Below are 18,124 nucleotides of genomic sequence, written 5' to 3'. Positions count from 1 at the left end.
GGAACTGGTGGCGCGACGGTAATAAGACTACGCTTGGCGGGTGACCTCGTCTCAGTCGCGGTCGCCGCCGTCGGCTCGTCGCGTCTCCACCCCCCGCTCGTTTTCTTGTTGCTCGGCTTCCCGTCGCTCGTTTTCTTGCTGTTCTGCTTTCCGCCGTTCCGCTTCCCGTCGCTCCGCTTGCCGTCGTTCGTTGCGCTGTTTGGTCCGGAACTGTCGGAAGCGCTCTTCCTGTTCGCGCTCGTCGAGGTATCGGCGGATATACCGTTTTTCCACCTCCAACTCCGGGATGAGCCGCTGGGTGAGGTAGTTGACGCGGAGCCGGAGCCGCCGAATCTCCGCGAGGAGGCGCAGGAGAACCGCCCGTATCTCCGCCAGCCTGACGACGTCCTCCACGACCGACTCGTAGGAGCCGACGAGTTCGTCGTCGAGCGCGCTCGTACCGAGGACGCCGTACCCTCGCCCGTCGAGCGACCGCCGCGCCGACGTGCTCAGAAAGAACGGGACGGTCAGCCCGACGAGCTTCGTCTCGGAGATGATGAGCTCCGTGTGAGAACTCCGCGCCTCCGAGAGCGTGCGAAGCGCGATTTCGCCCTCCCGCTCTGCGCCCCAGACGTGGAGGTCCGCCGCCTCGCGGAACGCCTCGTCGGTCTCGCGGCGCAGTTCCGTCCACCGGTCCAAGAGGTCGAGGAGGACGAAGACGAGACTGTCGCGTCGGCGTTCGAGGATGCGTTCTCCCTTCCGCGCGAGCGCTAACTCGTCGGTCACCGAGAGCAACTCGCGGTGCGTCGGGGCCGTCCGCCGGTGTCGCCGGTTTGGCATTGTCTACGGTACGGTCGTCCCGACGGTTGATATAGTTGTGTCACCGACACGTACCCGGCCTATTTGACAAGGACTAAGCCGTTGTCAATATCGACTCGAACACGAGTATGTCCAGACACGCGGCCGCCGAGTCGACGCGCCCGGCGGTCACGGCGACGGCCGTGCGGAAACAGTACGGCGACACTGTCGCGGTTCGGGACGTGTCGCTCGACGTTCGCAACGGGGAGGTGTTCGGGCTCATCGGTCCGAACGGAGCCGGGAAATCGACGCTCATCGGTCTGCTGACGGGGACGCGAACCCCGACCGAGGGCTCGATTCGGGTGTTCGGTGAGTCCCCGACCGCGGTCGACCGCTCGCGGCTGAGCGTGCTCCCCCAGGAGTTCTCACCCCACCGGCGACTCACGGGCCGCGAACTCGTCTCCTACTACGCCGGGCTCTACCCCGACCCGCGACCGGTCGACGAGGTGCTCGACCGAGTCGGCCTCGACGACGAGGACGCGGCGACGGCCTACACCGACCTCTCGGGGGGTCAACAGCGCCGCGTCTGCGTCGGCGCGGCGCTCGTCAACGACCCCGAACTCCTGTTTCTGGACGAGCCGACCACCGGCATCGACCCCGCTGGTCGCCGCGACGTGTGGGACCTCGTCGACTCGCTGGCCGACGACGGGACCGCCGTCGTGCTCACGACGCACTACATGGCCGAAGCCGAGCGCCTCGCCGACCGCGTCGGGCTTCTCACCGACGGCGAACTCGTCCGCGTCGGTCCGCCCCGGGACCTCGTCGAGCGCTTCGGCGGCGAGACCCGACTCGCGGTCCGGACCGAGTGCCCGCGCGCGCTCGACCTCGACGCGACGCCCCTCGACGGCCGCCGGTACGGCGACTACGAGTACCGCTTTTTCGACGCCGGTCCCGACGACCTGACCGCGATGCTCGACCATCTCGACGCGGCCGATATCGCCTACGAGGAAGTGAGTCTCGTCCACCCGACGCTGGAGGACGTGTATCTCAACCTCGCCAGCGAGCGCGGCCACGACTGCATCGCGAGCGCCGGTCCGGCGGGCGTCGCTGGCGACGCGGGGGTGACGCGATGAGCGCGACGGAGGCGGGCGGAACGGACGAGACGTCCCCGGCGGCCGAGACGAAACAGACGGGCGACGGCGGTCGGTCGCGCGCTCTCGCCGGGGCGACCCGCCGGGTCCGCGCGGAGGCCGTCGCCGAGACGCGCGCGTTTCTCCGGCGGCGGACGGCCGTCTTCTTCACGTTCTTCTTTCCCGTCTTCATCGTCCTCATCTTCGGCGTCCTCGTCAAGACCGGCGCGACCGGCGGTCTGTTCTCCCGCTCGGACACCTACTATCTGCCCGCGTATCTCGGCGTCGTCGTCGTGTTGACGCCACTGTCGCGGGTCGGAAGCACCGTCGCGCGAAACCGGGCGTCCCGCCGCTTCGAGAAGCTGGCGACGACGCCGCTTTCGCGTCTGGAGTGGCTCTCCGCGCACGCGGCCGTGAACATCGCGCTCATCGGCCTCGCGGGCGTCCTGCTCGTCGGCGTCCTCGCCGCCGTCGGCGACCTCGGCGCGGCCCCCTCGCTCGGCGGCGACGCGCTGGTCGTCGCCTTTCTCGTCGTCGGCATCGCCCTGTTCTGCGGGCTCGGCTCCCTCGTCGGCTCGCTCGCGGACTCCGAAGACGGCGTCATCGCCGCCAGCAACGCCGTCGGCATCCCGATGGTCCTCCTCGCGGACACGTTCGTCCCCGCGTCCAGACTCCCAGCGGCGCTCCGCCCGGTTATCGACGCGCTCCCGCTCACCTACTTCGCGCGCGGCGTTCGCGCCGCGGTCGCCGGCGGCGAACTCCTGACCGCCGTCTTCGACCTCGCTGTCCTCTGTGGCTTCACCGTCGCGCTGTTCGCGCTCTCGGCGCGACTGCTTCCGTGGCGTGAGTGAGGCCGCTCACTCGCCGCCACTGTTCGGGACGTGGTCGTCGTCGCGGCGGCGCTTGAACCACCGCGTCACCCACGAGATGATGCCGAGGTCGCGCTTCGCCATGATGACCGTGCTCGCGGCGTCGCGGCCGACCGTCTCCGGAATCGCGCCGAAGACGAGCTGTTGGAGCAGGCCCTCTCTGGTCGCCCCGATGACCGTCAGGTCGAACGCCTCGGTCGCGGCGACGATGGTCGCCGCCACGTCGTCGCCCTCGCGGACCGAGGTCGTCACCAACTCGTCGTCACCGAGCGCCGCGGCCGTCGAATTCACCCGGCGCTGGGCGTCCTCGCGGTCGCGCTCGCCGGCGTCGGCCGCGACGACGTTCATGACGTGCACCGTGGCGTCGTTGGTCCGCGCGATGGCGCGGCACACCTCGGCGGCGAGTTCGGCGTGCGGGCCGCCCGCGGTCGGCAGGAGAATCGAATCCACCTCGCCGTCCGTCGGGCCGATGCGCTCGACGAGCACGTCGCAGGGGGCCTTGGTCACGACCTCGTCGACGTTGCTCCCGAGGATGTAGTCGCGGCGGCGACCCCGGCCGCGCCAGCCCATCAACACCGCGTCGCTGTCGTGTTCCTCGATTGTGTTGAGGATGGCCGTTCCGGCGTCGTGGCCCAGTCTGACGGTCCCGCCGACGGGTACGCCGGCGTCGGTCGCCAGCTCCATCACGGCGGCGATGGTCTCGCGCTTCTCGTCGACGAACCGCCGCCCCTCCGAAATCGGCGTCTGCGACGGCACTTCGACGGCGCTCATCACGAGAATCTCGGCGTCGCGGTCGCGCGCCACGTCGATGGCGGTCCGCATCAACTGCGCCGCGTTCTCCGGGTTGGCAATCGGGACGAGCACCTGCGACTCGCGCCGCTCGGGGGCGCGCTCGGTCACGACGGTCGGGGTCTCTGCTTCGAGCTTTTCGGCCTCCTTGCCCTCGGAGTAGCCGTAGTACACGACGAGTCCGAGCGCCATCCAGACGGCCGTGGTCACGAGCGCGACGAAGCCCTCGGAGCCCGCGCCGAGTCCCGGTGTCAGCCCGAGTTCGAGGAGCAAAAACGGCGTCAGGATGAACTGGAGGACGATGCCGACGAGCGGGGGCCACGGCATGTACGGTATCTCGTACGTCCGCGGGAGGTCGGGGTGGGTCGCCCGCATCTTGACGACGGTCCAGTTCACCTGGATGAAAAGGAAGATGAACATGATGTCGGCGGCGGCCGCGACGCTCTCGATGGGGAGCAACACGGCCATGAGCCCGATGAGGACCGCCGAGAGCCCGATTGCCCAGTGGGGCGTCCGCTTGTCGTCGTGGATGCGCCCGAAGAAGCCCGGAAGGACGCGGTCGCGGCCCATGGCGAACGACACCCGCGACGAGGAGTAGATGGTCGCGTTGAGCGCGCTCATCGTCGCCGCGAGCCCGGCGAACAGGAGGAGCGGGACGCCGTACGGGACGAACTGTCCGGCGGCCTCGATGATGCCGAGTTCACCGAGGTTCCCGAGGACCTGCCACGTCGGCGCGGCGGTCGTGAGCCCCGCGCGCCCCGCGAGCTCGGCGGTCACGTCGATGCCGCCGATGGCCGCGAAGGCGACGAGGACGTAGATGGGGACCACGATTGCCATCGAGTAGAACACCGCCTTCGGGACGTTGGTGCCGGGGTCGACGACCTCCTCGCCCGACTGGACGATTATCTCGTAGCCCTCGAAGGCGATGTACGTGAAGCCCATCGCGCCGATGACGCCGACGAGGCCGTTGGGCGCGAACGACGGACTATCGAGGAACGTCGCCGTCCAGTTCGGCTCGCGCACCGTCGCGAGGATACCGAAGGCCACGAAGACGCCGAGGATGAGAATCTTGATGGTCGTGACGACGACGCCCGCCTTCCCCGTCTCCTCGGCCCCGCGGTAGTTGATGTAGGCGAACGCGAGCACCATCACGACCGCGAGCAGTTTCTCGACGAGCAGGCGGTCGACGAGTCCGAACAGGACGAACCCGTCCGGCAGGCCGGCGAACACCACGAAGAACTCGGTGAGGAAGACGCCGAACGTCACGGCGTAGAGCGCGCACGCGACGGCGTGGGCGAACCAGCTCATCCACCCGGCGTAGAAGCCGTTGGGGTCGGCCAGCGCCTCTTTCACCCAGAGGTAGCCGCCGCCCGCCTCGGGGAACGCCGCCCCGAGTTCGGCGTAGGAGACGGCGGTGAACATCGCCACCAGCCCGTTGAGTACGAACGCCACCGTGAGCGCCGGGCCGGCCAGCCCCGCCGCGAATCCGGTCAGCGCGAAGACGCCCGCGCCAATCATCGCGCCGACGCCGATGAACGTGATGTCGGCGAGACTCATGTCGCGCGAGAGCTCCGTTTCCACCGACTCCTCAGGGGGAGCGTCGCCGCTCCCCGCGGTCGATTGCGTGTCGGCCATCAGGTGAACCCTCGAAGGCCGGATAGAAAAAGCCCGATGGGCGACGGGCCGCGTTCGAGCCGCCGTCGCCGGGTTCTCACCCGCAGCATGCGGGTGTTTTTCGACCGGGTGCGTTCCGGCGCGCTACCCGCCGAACATCGTCCGCATCATCGGGTGCATCTCCATGAGCTGTTCCTCCGCGATTTCCTCGTACAGCTTGTACGTGATGGAGACCGTGAGGAGGAGCGAGGTCCCCGAGACGCCGCCGATGGTGCCGAGCATGTTCGCCATGACGGCGAGCAGGCCGACGAGGACGCCGCCGACGACCGTCACCTGCGGGATGTACCGCTCCATGACCCGCTCTATCACCTGCGGGTTGCGGCGGAAGCCGGGAATCTGCATCCCGGAGTTCTGAATCTGCCGCGCGGTCGCTTCCGGGCCCATGTCGGCGGTCTCGACCCAGAAGATGGAGAAGATAGCCCCGCCGACGAGCATCAGCGTCAGGTCGATGGCGACGCGGACGAGAATCTGCCACGGCTCCTGGGACGCCGACCCGAGCCACCACATCCACTGGCTGGGCGCGTGAATCGGGTTCAGGTAGTAGAACAGGCCGCCGGTGACCTGCCCGCTCGTGTACTGACCGAGCCACGCGGGCATGCCGGCCCACTGGCTGTTGAGGATGCGCCCGACGAACTGGACGTTCGCTTGCAGAGCGCGGACGAAAATCATCGGCAGGACGCTCGCGTAGATGAGCTTCACCGGGAAGCGACCGCGAGCGCCCTTGACGCGGGCGTGCGAGAGCGGAATTTCGACGCGGACGCTCTCGGCGTAGACGACGATACCGAAGATGAGCAGCGTCGTGACGAGCGGGACGACGCCCCCCACGCCGAACAGGAGCGCCTGTACCCCGCTCGCCGTCGCGAGCGACGGGACCGTCTCGGTTCCGGCGAGGACGTGGGCCCACTCGGAGACGATGCCGGTCGTCGACGCGCCGATGGCGGGGTCGGCAAAGAGGCCGCCGACGAGACGCTGGCTGACGCCGGCGATGATGAACAGGCCGACGCCGGAGCCGACGCCCCACTTGCTGACGACCTCGTCCATGAACAACACGAGCGCGCCGCCGGCGAATATCTGCGCGAAGATGAGCCACTTCACGCCGACCGCGCCGACGCCGAGAGCGCTCGCGACCGCGGGGTCGGCCGGGAGGTAGCCCCCGGCGAAGACGATGGGGAGGCCTTGGAGGGCAATCATCCCGAAGACGAGCAGTTTCTGGAGGCCCTGATAGAGGATTTGGTCGCCCGGGTCGTCCGTGTCGAGGCCGAGCAAGTCCCCGCCTTGCAGCAGTTGGAGGACGATGCTCGCGGTGACGATGGGACCGATACCCAACTGGAGGACGGTTCCCTGTCCCCCGCCGAGGATGGAGCGGAACTGTCCGAAGACGTCCTGGCTCCCGGTCCCGACGCCGAACAGCGTGACGTTCGTCAGGAAGAAGTACAGGACGAGAATCCCGGCGGTCCAGCCGAGCTTTCGGCGGAACGGGACGTGACCCTCCGGGCGGGCCACGGCGGGCATCCGACTCAGCACTGGCGCTGCGGTGTCTTTCCAACTCATGGTCGATTGCGAGTGGCTGTTGGCGATTGCATGGTCTGTCGCGCCGACCGGCGTCGTCACTACGCGAGCGGCGTCAGAACGGGGGGCCGCACGGGGGCCACACCGGACGCCGTCGCTGTGCTCGCGAATCGGCGGTTCAGTCAGTCGTGGCCAGCCGTCGTGTATAACTGTATCGATGCGGTGACTATCCGTCCGCCGCCGAGGAGGTCGGCGGAGACGCCGCGGGACCGGCCGCCGAAATCGCCTCGTCGAACGACTCGCACGGCTCGGCGTCGACGACGCGGAGCGGACGCCGCCGCCCCGCACGGTCGAACGCGGCCACGCAGTCGTCGTCCCACGGCGGGACCGCGACGAGGACGACCTCGCGGAGCGTGTCGCGCTTCGTCGCCGCCAGCGGTCCCCACGGGTGCGAGACGAACTGCCCCGGCGTCCGCCCCGGCGCGGTCGAGAGGTCGACGCCGAAGACGCCCCGGACCGCCGCGCCGGCGCTCGGGTGGACGAAATGGCTGAACACCGGTCGGGTCGCGTTGAGCGACTCCGCCCCGTCTAACTCGCCCGCGGCGGTCGTGCCGAGCGACAGCGATTCGCGGCTCGGTTCGGCCCGCGCGGCCCGGTCCAACAGCGCGTCGAGCAGCCCGCGAGTGACGTAGACCGCCTGCCGCGTCGGGTCGCGTTCCCGGCCGACACGTCGTTGGGTGCGCCGCGGCCCGACGAGGCGGGTGGCGACGGCGACCCACCAGAGGCCGACGCCCAGCACCTCGGCGTCGCTCGCGGCTCGGAGCCCCCACTGGAGGTGCGGAACTCCGAGTCGAAGCGTCGTGACCTGCACGGCGAGTCCGGCGAGGACGAAGGCGGCCCCGACTGCGGTGACGAGACGAGTGAAACGGGCGACGGAAGCGCGGTTCATCGGTGTGCTGTGGTCGGGCAGCCGCGGTGTCGTTTTCGGTTTGGCAATCACTAAGTGGTTGTCGGCTGTTTCGAAAGATTAGTCCTTGAAAAAGACTATAAGCATCCACGCCAAACCACCGATTGCCGTGTTTCACGGCCACGAAGCGGCCAACTGCTATCCGTCGTCTTCGATCTGACAGCCCCTTCGGTGGTTTAGCCTGCCCGGTGTCGCCACCGTTGACCGCTTCGACACGCGACACCCCATCCGGCGCACTCCCCCTTGTTTCGGCATCGCGTCGGCGGGTGCGCGGTCGACAGCCATGACGAGTCCGCAGCCGCGATTGCCGGTCGAACGCTCGCTCGCGCGAACGACGCTCGGCGCCGACCTCGCGTCGGCGGCGGCGCTCGCCGTCGCGGCCGTCGTGTTCCGCGGCCCCGGCGGACGACGCCGACGCCGTCGTCAGCGTCCTCCTGTTGGGCGTCGCCTGTACCGGCCCGTTACGCTCGCGGCGCGTGGCGGCCTCTCCGACGCCACGAAGTCCGCGGGTACCCTCGTCGGACCGTGGCTCGTCGGCGTGTCGTTCGACCCCGGCGCGGGTCACCTCCTGATGTGGGTCGGCGTCGTCGCGGGCGGCTGCGTCGTCACGACGCACGTCGCGCTCGCGCGTGGCCACCCCCTGACCCGCTTCGCGGCCGCTCGTCGCCCGGCTGTTCGACGCGACACAGACACGCCTTCCCGCGCAAGAGTGACTCGAATGCTCCACAACGCGAGCGATGCGTCTCCCCCTGCGAGCGCTGGTGCACTGGTGCGCGGGTGCAGTCCGACTCGCGGGCGGAGCTCAACCGCGGCGGGCGACAGCTGAGCCGACCCCGGAGCCGGCGACGGAAACTCAGTTCGCGCCGACCTCGGGGCCGATGAGAATCCAATGGAGCCGGTCCTCTCCGCCGGGGTGGCGCTCCCACCGGACGTGGTAGACGGCCGGCCCGTGCGGGCACGACGGACAGCCCTCGGCGCACGGCGCGCGCTTGTGGATTTCGAGGTAGCCCGCGTGCGGCACGACTCGCGTGAGCACCTCGTCCGGCCCGCGGAAGCGCTCTATCGCCGCCTCACGGTCGAGCGCGTCGCCGTTTCGGTCGCCGGGGTCGTCGCCTTCGCCTCCACCTCCGCCCCCGCCTTCCCCGTCGCCGTCGCGGTTCTCGCCCCTGTTGCGGCGTCCGCTCGGCGCTCCGCGTGCCCGACCGTTTTCGACGTACCCGACGAGCGCCTCGATTTCGCTTTCGACGAGTTCGGGCGTCGTCGCGGGCGAGCCGCTCGACTCTCGCCGCTCGGATTCCTCGCGGTCCATGTCGAACTCTCGTCGCGGCGTCGGTTTATACGAACCGATTTGAAAATCACTTAGGGGTTGTCACAACTCCCTCGATGCGAGTTTCGAGGGGCAGTTCGCGTCGCTCAGGACGAGGTCGTGGACTCCGAGTCCGAGCGAGCGGTCCCGGAGGGGTCGATACCGAGGAACTTCTGACAGAGCTGTCTGGCGGCGAACGAACAGAGGAAGTACCAGACAATCCACGCGGGCATGGGGCCGAAGACGGCGTCCTGCCAGCCCACTCGGCCGACGAGCGGGAGAATCACGTGCGCGGAGCCGGCGGCGACGTGGCCGCCGCGGACCTTCCAGCGCATCCAGAGAAACGCCGGGATGGTGACGAGCATTATCCAGACCATCGGCTTGAACTGCGCTTTCATGACGCTCCACTGGTCGCCCATCGCCTCCATCTGCTCCGCCTCGATGCGTTCGAGCGCGTCGTCGTCGCCGCGCTCTTTCGCCGCCTCCCGGCGCGACTTCAGGTCGTCCATCCGGGCTTGGTGGCGTTCGAGGAGTTCCGTGTCCTTCAGTCGGTCCTGCATCACGGTCGAGTAGAGGCCGGTCGCCGCGGCGAGGACGATGACCACGGCGTAGAACGGTATCGAGTGCGCCAGCGCCCCGAGTACGACGTTGTCGATGCCGGCGACCGCGTTTCGAACGCCGGCGTTCCAGTAGCCGGCGAACAGGACGACGACGCCGAGCGCGCCGAGTCTGTCCCACCGAGACCACGACGAATCGGCGTCGTCGCTCCCGCCCTCGACGCCGGGGTCGCGCGATTGCAGTTTCGAGGCGATTCGGTCCGGGTCGGACAGGACGAAGCCGCCGGCGGCAGCGTCGGTCAGGACGCCGCGCTCGATGAGGCGGCCCCACTGACCGCTCGACAGCGCGTCGTTCACGTCGCACCAGCGGAGTTCTTCGGTCCCCCGTTTCGACCGTTCGACGACGACCGAGACCGCCTCCCGCATCGCCGGATTGTCCAGTAACGTCTCTAAAGAGTCTGCGGGCATTCACTCGCCCCTATTCGAGCGGTCGTTATCAACGCTTCCCTCCGCCGGAACCGACCGTGCCGGCGCTGGCCCGCTGGGGGGAGTCTCGCGAGCCGTCACGGCCGCCTCGATTCTGCCCTCTCAAATTTGAGACGCGAACATGATAGAGCTATCGGTAACAACGCGACACAGATAGTATCGTCTCTGCTGCGGCACACACCTTCGAACGGGTCGTTCGCGGTCACCGGTCGACGGTTCGTCGCGACGTTCGTCGCCTCCCGTTATCTCCGACGGCAACTGGAGCTTCGATTTACTCCGGACACGGTGGTGTTCGCCCGCCGGCCCGATTTGCGGCCGTGGTCGCCCGGTTCTCGGTGGTCGATACCCGACGGGTCCGCGACAGCGACCCGCCTTTCAGTCCATCCCGCTCGATAGCTCCACGTCGTCGTTCTCCAACTCGCCGCCGGCCGGCGTCCCGCGGACGTCGCCCTCGCGCCAGGTCCCCCGGCGGAACCAGAGCCACGCGATGGCCGCGCCCACGACGTTCGAGACGAAAAAGGCGATCCAGATGCCCCGAACGTCGGTGCTCCCGAGGAACCAGACGTCGGTCGGCAGGAGCCCCTGCGACGCGACGAAGGCGACCGGAAGCCGGATGCCGGCGAGCGTGACGACCGATATCACCGCGGCGATGAGGGTCTTGCCCGCGCCCCGGAAGCCGCCGGTGAACGCCCGCATGATGCCGATGAAGCCGAACGACAGCGAGACGTATCGCAGGAACTCCGCGCCCACGTCGAGCACCTCGGCGTTGGTGGTGAACACCGAAACGATGGGTTCGGGAACGAAGAAGATGGCGACGCCGAGCAGGCCGAGGACGAAAAACAGCCCCTTGGCGGCGACGTAGTTCGCCTGCTCCGCGCGGTCGTACTTCCCCGCGCCGATGTTCTGGCCGGACATCGTCTCGACGCCGCGGGCGACGGCGATAGCGGGGAGGAAGATGACCGAGAACACGCGGGTCCCGATACCGAACGCCGCGACGACGGAGGTCGAAAACAGCCCGACGACGATGAGAAGCGCGTTGATAGAGAGCGCGCGACCCGTCCCCTCGACACTGGCGGGGATGCCGATGCGGAGAATCTTCCGCAGATATCGGAAGTCGGGTCGCATGTCAGTGAGGTGGATTTGGATGCCTCTGGACCCCGACACCATGATGGCGATGCCGACGACCATCGCGAGGACTCGCGAGATGACGGTGGCGATGGCCGCGCCCTGAATCCCGAGTCGGGGGAACTGTACCGGCCCGAGTGCCCATCCGTTGATGAAAAACGGGTCGAGGACGACGTTGAGGACGACGGTCCCGAACATCACGAGCATCGGCGTGATGGTGTCGCCCGCCCCGCGCATCAGCGAGATGAACACGAAGAAGCCGAACATGAACGGCAGGCCGAGCGCGATGACCTGCATGTAGGCCGTCGCGCCCGGCAACACGTCCGGCGAGGCCCCGAGGAAATCGAGGAACGGTCGGACGAGCGGGTAGCCGAACGCGCCGAGCATCGCGGAGCCGAGGAACGCGAACGTGACGGTCTGTGAGGCCGCGTACTCGGCTTTGTCCGTCTCCTCGGCCCCGGTGTGCTGGGCGACGAGGACGCTTCCGGCGACGGACAGCCCCATCCCGAGCGAGATGAGGAGAAACACCATCGGGAAGGCGAACGAGATGGCGGCCAGCGCCTCCGTCGAGTACTGGCCGAGCCAGAACGTGTCCGCGAGGTTGTACGCCGTCTGGAGGAGGTTCGTGACGACGATGGGTAGCGACAGGTAGAGAAGCGGCTTGACGATGCCGCCCTCGGTGAGGTTGAGCTCGTCTTGCCCCTTGAACAGACTCATTCGTCCGCCCTCGCGTCCGGCCGCCAGCCGAGGTGGAGTTCCAGCGCGTCCTCGACGATTCGTCGGGTCTCTGCGGGGTGTTCGTCGAGCGCGACGACGCGGGCGTGCGCGCCGTTGCTCATGGTCGTGATGAGCCGCGCAATCTTCTCGGGGTCGGTCTCGTCGAACTCTCCGCCGTCGACGCCGTCGCGGACGATGTCTGCGACGACCTCCCGCATCACGCCGTCGAAGTCGAGGAAGCGCTCGCGGAACAGTTCGTGGTAGGGCGCTTGGGCCTTCAGTTCCATGACCGCCACGGGAAAGCCGTCCGCTCCGGGGTTCTTCGGGCTGAACACCGCGTCGAGAACCGTATTCAGTCGCGTCCGCGGGTCGGCCGACTCACACGACAGCTCCGACTCGAACCGCCCGATTAAGTCGTCGAGAAACGCGTTCAAAAGCTCCTCTTTCGTGTCGAAATGGTAGTGAATCGCGGCGCTCGTCACCGACGCCTCGTCCGCGATTCGCTGTACCGTGAGGCCGGCGTACCCGTGTTCGCAGAGCGCCCGATTGGTCGCTTCGAGTATCTCGGCTCTGGTCTCTGCGTCCATCTTCTGTCGGGCTTACTAACCGGTCAGTTAAGAGGCTTTGGACCGCGAATCTCCCCGTCAGAGAATCCCACAGCCGTCCGACTGCCGGTGTCTCTAAGTAGCCGAGTCGGCTACCGACGTAGTAGTGACCTTCTCGTTGTCACCGTACGTGGGTGCGCTCTTCCTCGCGGCCGTGATATCCGCCGGCGTCGCGAGCTACGGGTGGCGATACCGAGACGAACCGAGCGGTCGGTGGTTCATCGCCCTCACGGTCAGCGCCGGCTGTTGGTCGCTTTTCGAGGCGTTTCTCCTCCTCGCTGACTCGCCGTTCACCCGGCTTCTGTGGTTCGCGCTGGAGCCGATTCCCGCGGAGTCGTCGGTGTTTTTCACCCTGCTTTTCGCCCTCGAAATCGCGGGCTACGAGCGGTGGGTCTCGCGGCGGACCGCCGCGCTGCTCGCCGTGTGGCCCGCGTTTGCCATCGCGGGTGTGGCGACGAACGCCCTCGGCGTCCACGCGCTTCTGTGGGAGTCGCTGTCGTTTGCGACCGTCGGCGGAATCACCGCGACCGAGGTCGTTCCCGGGCCGCTGTTCTGGGTCGACGTGGTTTACAGCTACGTCGCCATCGGAGCCGCGCTCGTCGTCCTCGGCGTCCACTGTCTCCGGAGCCGACAGATATACCGGAAGCAGGCGCTGGTCCTGTTCGTCGCAACCCTCATCCCTGCCGTCGTCGGCGCGGTCTATCTCCTGATACCGTTTTCGCCCGCGAACCCCATCGCTATCTCGTTCGCCGCCACGTCGTCGCTGCTCGCCGTCGGGCTCTCGCGGTACCGCATCCTCGACATCAGCCCCATCGCGCGCGACCTCGTCATCGAGCGGATGGCCGACCCCGTCCTCGTCGTCGACCGGAAGGGCAGACTGGCCGACAGCAACCCGGCGGCGAGGGCGCTGTTCGACGTTTCACACCCGCCGCTCGGCTCGCCCGTCGCCGACGCGTTCGACCCGGAGACCGTCGAGGCGCTCGAATCCGGCGGGGAACTGCGGGTCGTCGACGACAACGGCGAGGCGCGGCACTTCGAGGTCGACCGGTCGGCCGTGACCGACGGTCGAGACGCGGTTCGCGGCCACCTGCACATCCTCCACGACATCACCGAGCGCCGCGTCCGCGAGCGGTGGTTCCGCGCGCTCACGGAGAACGCCTCCGACCTCATCTTCGTCCTCGACGCCGACGGCTCGGTCACCTATCTGAGCGACTCGGCCGCCCAGACGCTCGGGACCGACGAGGACCCGAGCGAGGTGCGGTCGCTGCGGCGGTTCCTCCACCCCGACGACGAGGACGCCGCCATCGAGACGTTTCGGGAGGCGTTGGAGCGCCCCGACGAGGACGCCACCGCCGAACTCCGGTTCCGCAGTTCGACTCGCGGGTGGCGCGTCTTCGGCGTCCGGTGTCGGAACCTCCTCGACGACCCCGTCGTCGGCGGCGTCGTCGTCAACGCCCAGGACGTGACCGACCGACGGAAGCACGAACAACAGCTCGAAACGTTCGCCAACATCGTCTCCCACGACCTGCGGAACCCGCTGAACGTGGCGGAGGGCTACCTCGAACTGGTGAAGGAGGCCGACCGCCCCGACCCGGACCACGTCGAGCGAATCGAGGCGGCTCACGAGCGCATGGGCGAAATCATCGCCGACGTGCTCGCGCTCGCCCGCGGCGGGACGGTCGACGAACACGAGACGGTCTCGCTCGACGCCGTCGCGGCCGAAGCGTGGACGAACGTCGAAACCGGGGCCGCGACGCTCGATATCGAAGCGAGCGCGTCGTTCGCCGCCGACCGGACCCGGCTCCTCCAGCTGTTCGAGAACCTGTTTCGAAACGCCGTCGAGCACGGCTCGACGGGCAGTCGGGATTCTCCCGACGACGCCGTGGAACATGGTTCCACGGGCAACCAGACTGCGTCTGGTGACGCGGTCGAACACGTCGGCGACGGCGTGACCGTCACGGTCGGCGCGACCCGCGACGGCTTTTTCGTCGAGGACGACGGTCCCGGCGTGCCGCCGGCGGACCGCCCGAAGCTCTTCGAATCCGGCTTCACGACGGCCGACGACGGCACCGGCTTCGGCCTCGCCATCGTCCGCACCATCGCGGACGCTCACGGCTGGTCGGTCGGCTACGAGGACGTTGCGGACGCCGGCGCGCGGTTCGTGATTCGCGGCGTCGAGCGCGCCGGGGACTCGGCGCAGGAGTCGGGGCCGGCGTCGTCGGACGACGCCTGACGGCGGGCCACTGGCCGACTAGGCCGCTACTGGACCGCCGCCGAGCTACCAAAAGCGGTTCTCGTCGAGCCGCCGCAGCGCCTCCTCGATGGTCGCCTCGTTTCGGGAGAACGTAAACCGGACCCAGTCGGCGGAGCCCTCGGTGTAGAAACTGCTCCCGGGGACGACCGCGACGCCGGCCTCGCGGACGAGTCTGTGGGCGAACTCGGTGTCGTCGGCGTCGCCCGGATAGCGCGTCAGCATGTAGTACGCGCCGTCCGGTTTCACGGGGTCGAGGCCGACCTCCCGGAGGCCGTCGTACAGCAGTTCGCCGCGGCGCTCGTAGGCGTCCGAGAGGTCGTCGTAGTAGTCCGCCGGGAGCGACAGCGCCTCGACGCCCGCCCGCTGGAACGGCGTCGGCGCGCAGATGCTCGTGTAGTCGTGGACCTTCCGCAACTCGGCCGAAAGCGGTTCGGGCGCGAGCGCGAACCCGACGCGCCAACCCGTCACGGAGTACGTCTTCGACAGCCCCGTGCAGACGACGGTCCGCCCGGCGAGGCCGTCGACTTCGACGGGGCTGACGTAGTCGTCGGCGTAGACGATGTGCTCGTATATCTCGTCGGTGACGACGATAAGGTCTTCCTCGGCGGCGACCTCCGCGACGAGTTCGAGTTCGGCGGGCGAAAAGACGTTTCCCGTCGGGTTGTGCGGGTGGTTGAGAATCAGCATGGACGCGTCCTCGGCGGCGTCCCACAGCGCGTCGGCGTCGAGTTCGAGACCGTCGGTGATGTCGAGCGGCATCGGCTCGCCGCCGGCGAACTGGACGGCGGGGATGTAGCTCTCGTAGGTCGGCTCGAAGTAGATGACGCCGTCGCCGGGGTCGCAGAGCGCGAGGAGCGTCGAGACGACGGCCTCGCTCGTGCCCGTGGTGACGGTGACCTCCGTTTCGGGGTCGTAGCGGACGCCCTTCCAGTCGGCGTAGCGTTCCGAGACCGCCTCGCGGAGTTCCGGCAGCCCCCACGTGATGGTGTACTGGCTCGACGTGTCGATTGCGGCTTTGGCGGCTTCCTTCACGCTCGCGGGGGTCTCGTCCTCGTCGGGAATCCCCTGCGAGAGGTTGATGGCGTCGTGTTCGTGCGCCTCGCGGGTCATCTCCCGGATGACGGACTCGCGGGTTCCCGCGACGCGCTCGCTCCCGATGCGTCGAGAAAAGGGGGACGGTGTCGGCATACGTGGGCTGGGACTGGCTGACACAAGAAGCTTGGCGGACGCGCTCGACGCGCCGGGTCGCCCACCCCGACGAACGTTTTAATGCGATGAGGCCGACGTACCACCTGTATGTCGAACCGTCGTGGGCCGGACTTCGAAACGAGGATGGCCGAAGACGAGGAGATTCCGCCGTCGCCGCAGTTCGTCGAACAGGCCACCGTCACCGACGATTCGGTCTCCGACGAGTTCGAGGAGAACTGGCCCGACTGCTGGGCCCGAGCGGCGGCGACGCTCGACTGGTTCGACCCCTACGAGTCGGTCCTTCCGGACGACGAACCCCCGTTCGAGTGGTTCGCCGGCGGGACGCTGAACGCCTGTTACAACTGCGTGGACCGCCACGTCGAAGCCGGGGCGAAAAACCGCGTCGCCATCAAGTGGGAGAGCCACCTCGGCGAGACGCGGACGTACACGTATCAGGACCTCTACCGGGAGGTCAACGAGTTCGCGGCCGCGCTCCGCGCGCAGGGCGTCGAGGCCGACGACGTGGTCACGCTCTACATGCCGATGATTCCGGAACTCCCCATCGCCATGCTCGCGTGCGCCCGCATCGGCGCGCCCCACAACGTCGTCTTCGCGGGGCTGTCGGCGGACGCACTCGCGACGCGACTGGAGAGCGCGGATTCGGCGTACCTCGTCACTTGCGACGGCTACTACCGGAGAGGGAGCGCCATCTTCCTGAAGAGCAAGGCCGACGACGCCCGTCTCAAGGCCGCCCACGACCTCGAAGAGATGGTGGTCGTCGAGCACCTCGGAGAGACCGAACACCTCGGCGCGGGACAGCACACCTACGACGAACTGGTCGACGCCCACGCCGGCGCGGAGGTCGCCCCGGTCGAGCGGGCGGCCGACGACGTGCTGTTTCTCATCCACACGTCGGGAACCACGGGCGAACCGAAGCGGGTCGAACACGTCACCGGCGGCTACCTCGCCCACGTCGCGTGGACGTCGCAGACGGTGTTGGACCTCGACCCCGAGGACACGTATCTGTGTACGGCGAACATCGGCTGGATTAGCGGCCACTCGTACGTCGTCTACGGGCCGCTGGCGCTCGGGGCGACGGCGGTCATGTACGAGGGGACGCCGAACTACCCGGAGCGCGACCGCATCTGGGACCTCATCGAGGAGAACGCCGTCGACGTGTTCTACACGGCCCCGACGGCGATTCGCTCGTTCATGAAGTGGGACACGTCGCTCCCGGCGTCGCGGGACCTGTCGAGCCTCCGCCTGCTCGGAACCGTCGGCGAACCAATCGACCCGCGCGCGTGGCACTGGTACTACGAACACATCGGCAACGGGAACTGTCCCATCGTCGATACCTGGTGGCAGACCGAGACCGGCGGGATGATGATTACGACTCTGCCGGGCGTCGAGAAGATGAAACCCGGCTCAGCCGGACCGCCGCTCCCGGGCGTCGGCGCGCGGGTCGTCGACGGCCGCGGCGAGGAGGTTCCCGTGAACGAGGCCGGCTATCTCGTTCTCACGCGCCCGTGGCCCGGGATGCCGCTCGCCCTGCGACACGGCCACCGCTGGGGCGAGGAGGCGGCGAAACTCGACGTGGACGGCTGGCACTACTTCACCGGCGACGGCGCGAAAGTGGACGACGACGGCTACATCACCGTGCTCGGCCGCGTCGACGACGTCATCAACGTCTCGGGCCACCGCCTCGGGACGATGGAAATCGAGTCGGCCATCGTCGGCGTCGCGGGCGTCGTCGAAGCCGCCGTCGTCAGCGTCGACGACGCCGAGGCGGGCGGCATCCACGCCTACGTCACGCTGGAGACGGGCGTCTCCGGGGACGACGACCTCCGCGAGCGCATCGCCGCACACGTCCGCGAGCGCATCGGGCCGATTGCCACGCCGGACGCCGTCGTCTTCACGCCCGACCTCCCGAAGACGCGCTCCGGGAAGATTATGCGCCGGTTCCTCGAAAACATCACCAACGGCGAGGAGTTCGGCGACACGTCCGCGCTCCAGAACCCGGAAATCGTCGGTGAACTCGAATCCATCGTCCGTGACGGCTGACGACGTTTCGGACAGTTCTCTCTAAGCGAAACGCAGTTACTATCGTTCGGGAGCGACTTCCACGCCGATTGTCGCTTTCACCATGTCGGTTCTGTGCTCTCATCGGAAGC

The 18,124-nt window shown here is 68.2% G+C and carries 13 protein-coding genes; 4 read left to right on the top strand and 9 right to left on the bottom strand.

The features are described from left to right. Positions 1-51: 51 nt before the first annotated feature. Entirely contained in the window at positions 52-819 is a 768-nt protein-coding gene (locus DEQ67_RS17325) for a V-type ATP synthase subunit D (RefSeq protein WP_115861986.1), read from the bottom strand. A gap of 107 nt (positions 820-926) precedes the next feature. On the opposite strand from DEQ67_RS17325, the gene DEQ67_RS17320 reads away from it, so the two are divergent. Together DEQ67_RS17320 and DEQ67_RS17315 are read left to right on the top strand one after the other, a co-directional pair. Then, positions 927-1,910: an ABC transporter ATP-binding protein gene (locus DEQ67_RS17320; RefSeq protein ID WP_115803848.1), complete on the top strand. Its 984-nt coding sequence runs from the start codon at positions 927-929 to the stop codon at positions 1,908-1,910. Next, entirely contained in the window at positions 1,907-2,758 is an 852-nt protein-coding gene (locus tag DEQ67_RS17315; protein WP_115861984.1) for an ABC transporter permease, read from the top strand. Before DEQ67_RS17320 ends, DEQ67_RS17315 begins: the two co-directional genes overlap by 4 nt. 6 nt (positions 2,759-2,764) lie before the next feature. Here the strand turns inward: DEQ67_RS17315 and DEQ67_RS17310 are convergent, their stop codons facing one another. The 7 genes from DEQ67_RS17310 to DEQ67_RS17280 form a co-directional block, all read right to left on the bottom strand. Then, positions 2,765-5,200: an amino acid permease gene (locus tag DEQ67_RS17310; protein ID WP_115861982.1), complete on the bottom strand. Its 2,436-nt coding sequence runs from the start codon at positions 5,198-5,200 to the stop codon at positions 2,765-2,767. A 123-nt stretch (positions 5,201-5,323) separates the two neighbouring features. After that, complete coding sequence (secY, locus tag DEQ67_RS17305; RefSeq protein ID WP_004064623.1) at positions 5,324-6,790, bottom strand: preprotein translocase subunit SecY; 1,467 nt, start codon at positions 6,788-6,790, stop codon at positions 5,324-5,326. 184 nt (positions 6,791-6,974) lie between these two features. Beyond that, a complete protein-coding gene (locus tag DEQ67_RS17300; protein WP_115861980.1) occupies positions 6,975-7,697 on the bottom strand; it encodes a hypothetical protein in 723 nt (240 codons plus the stop codon). An 871-nt stretch (positions 7,698-8,568) separates the two neighbouring features. Next, complete coding sequence (locus DEQ67_RS17295; protein WP_115861978.1) at positions 8,569-9,024, bottom strand: hypothetical protein; 456 nt, start codon at positions 9,022-9,024, stop codon at positions 8,569-8,571. Positions 9,025-9,128: 104 nt separating this feature from the next. Then, positions 9,129-10,046 carry a DUF106 domain-containing protein gene (locus tag DEQ67_RS17290; RefSeq protein ID WP_158543173.1) on the bottom strand — a complete coding sequence of 306 codons (918 nt, stop codon included), beginning with the start codon at positions 10,044-10,046 and terminating at the stop codon, positions 9,129-9,131. Between the two features lie 393 nt (positions 10,047-10,439). Then, a complete protein-coding gene (locus tag DEQ67_RS17285; RefSeq protein ID WP_004064615.1) occupies positions 10,440-11,906 on the bottom strand; it encodes an MATE family efflux transporter in 1,467 nt (488 codons plus the stop codon). Further along, on the bottom strand, positions 11,903-12,493 hold the full coding sequence (locus tag DEQ67_RS17280) for a TetR/AcrR family transcriptional regulator (protein ID WP_006600907.1): 591 nt from the start codon (positions 12,491-12,493) through the stop codon (positions 11,903-11,905). Before DEQ67_RS17280 ends, DEQ67_RS17285 begins: the two co-directional genes overlap by 4 nt. Positions 12,494-12,641: 148 nt before the next feature. Between DEQ67_RS17280 and DEQ67_RS17275 the strand changes: the two genes are divergently transcribed. Next, on the top strand, positions 12,642-14,744 hold the full coding sequence (locus DEQ67_RS17275) for a histidine kinase N-terminal 7TM domain-containing protein (RefSeq protein ID WP_115803853.1): 2,103 nt from the start codon (positions 12,642-12,644) through the stop codon (positions 14,742-14,744). A gap of 45 nt (positions 14,745-14,789) precedes the next feature. On the opposite strand, the gene DEQ67_RS17270 is transcribed toward DEQ67_RS17275, so the two are convergent. Then, positions 14,790-15,953: a pyridoxal phosphate-dependent aminotransferase gene (locus DEQ67_RS17270; RefSeq protein WP_008609988.1), complete on the bottom strand. Its 1,164-nt coding sequence runs from the start codon at positions 15,951-15,953 to the stop codon at positions 14,790-14,792. A gap of 144 nt (positions 15,954-16,097) precedes the next feature. Here DEQ67_RS17270 and acs point away from each other — a divergent pair, with 144 nt between their 5' ends. After that, positions 16,098-18,014 carry an acetate--CoA ligase gene (acs, locus tag DEQ67_RS17265; protein WP_115803886.1) on the top strand — a complete coding sequence of 639 codons (1,917 nt, stop codon included), beginning with the start codon at positions 16,098-16,100 and terminating at the stop codon, positions 18,012-18,014. The last annotated feature ends 110 nt before the right edge of the window (positions 18,015-18,124 follow it).

The sequence above is a fragment of the Haloferax sp. Atlit-48N genome (assembly GCF_003383015.2).
Classification (GTDB): domain Archaea; phylum Halobacteriota; class Halobacteria; order Halobacteriales; family Haloferacaceae; genus Haloferax; species Haloferax volcanii.
Note: the sequence above shows the minus strand (reverse complement) of the source record. Positions and strands in the feature narration are given on the sequence as shown.

Excerpts from the sequence above, each read along its gene's own strand:
- DEQ67_RS17325 (WP_115861986.1), bottom strand. The coding sequence starts at position 819 with ATGCCAAACCGGCGACACCGGCGGACGGCCCCGACGCACCGCGAGTTG.
- DEQ67_RS17320 (WP_115803848.1), top strand. The coding sequence starts at position 927 with ATGTCCAGACACGCGGCCGCCGAGTCGACGCGCCCGGCGGTCACGGCG.
- DEQ67_RS17315 (WP_115861984.1), top strand. The coding sequence starts at position 1,907 with ATGAGCGCGACGGAGGCGGGCGGAACGGACGAGACGTCCCCGGCGGCC.
- DEQ67_RS17310 (WP_115861982.1), bottom strand. The coding sequence starts at position 5,200 with ATGGCCGACACGCAATCGACCGCGGGGAGCGGCGACGCTCCCCCTGAG.
- secY (WP_004064623.1), bottom strand. The coding sequence starts at position 6,790 with ATGAGTTGGAAAGACACCGCAGCGCCAGTGCTGAGTCGGATGCCCGCC.
- DEQ67_RS17300 (WP_115861980.1), bottom strand. The coding sequence starts at position 7,697 with ATGAACCGCGCTTCCGTCGCCCGTTTCACTCGTCTCGTCACCGCAGTC.
- DEQ67_RS17295 (WP_115861978.1), bottom strand. The coding sequence starts at position 9,024 with ATGGACCGCGAGGAATCCGAGCGGCGAGAGTCGAGCGGCTCGCCCGCG.
- DEQ67_RS17290 (WP_158543173.1), bottom strand. The coding sequence starts at position 10,046 with ATGCCCGCAGACTCTTTAGAGACGTTACTGGACAATCCGGCGATGCGG.
- DEQ67_RS17285 (WP_004064615.1), bottom strand. The coding sequence starts at position 11,906 with ATGAGTCTGTTCAAGGGGCAAGACGAGCTCAACCTCACCGAGGGCGGC.
- DEQ67_RS17280 (WP_006600907.1), bottom strand. The coding sequence starts at position 12,493 with ATGGACGCAGAGACCAGAGCCGAGATACTCGAAGCGACCAATCGGGCG.
- DEQ67_RS17270 (WP_008609988.1), bottom strand. The coding sequence starts at position 15,953 with ATGCCGACACCGTCCCCCTTTTCTCGACGCATCGGGAGCGAGCGCGTC.
- acs (WP_115803886.1), top strand. The coding sequence starts at position 16,098 with ATGGCCGAAGACGAGGAGATTCCGCCGTCGCCGCAGTTCGTCGAACAG.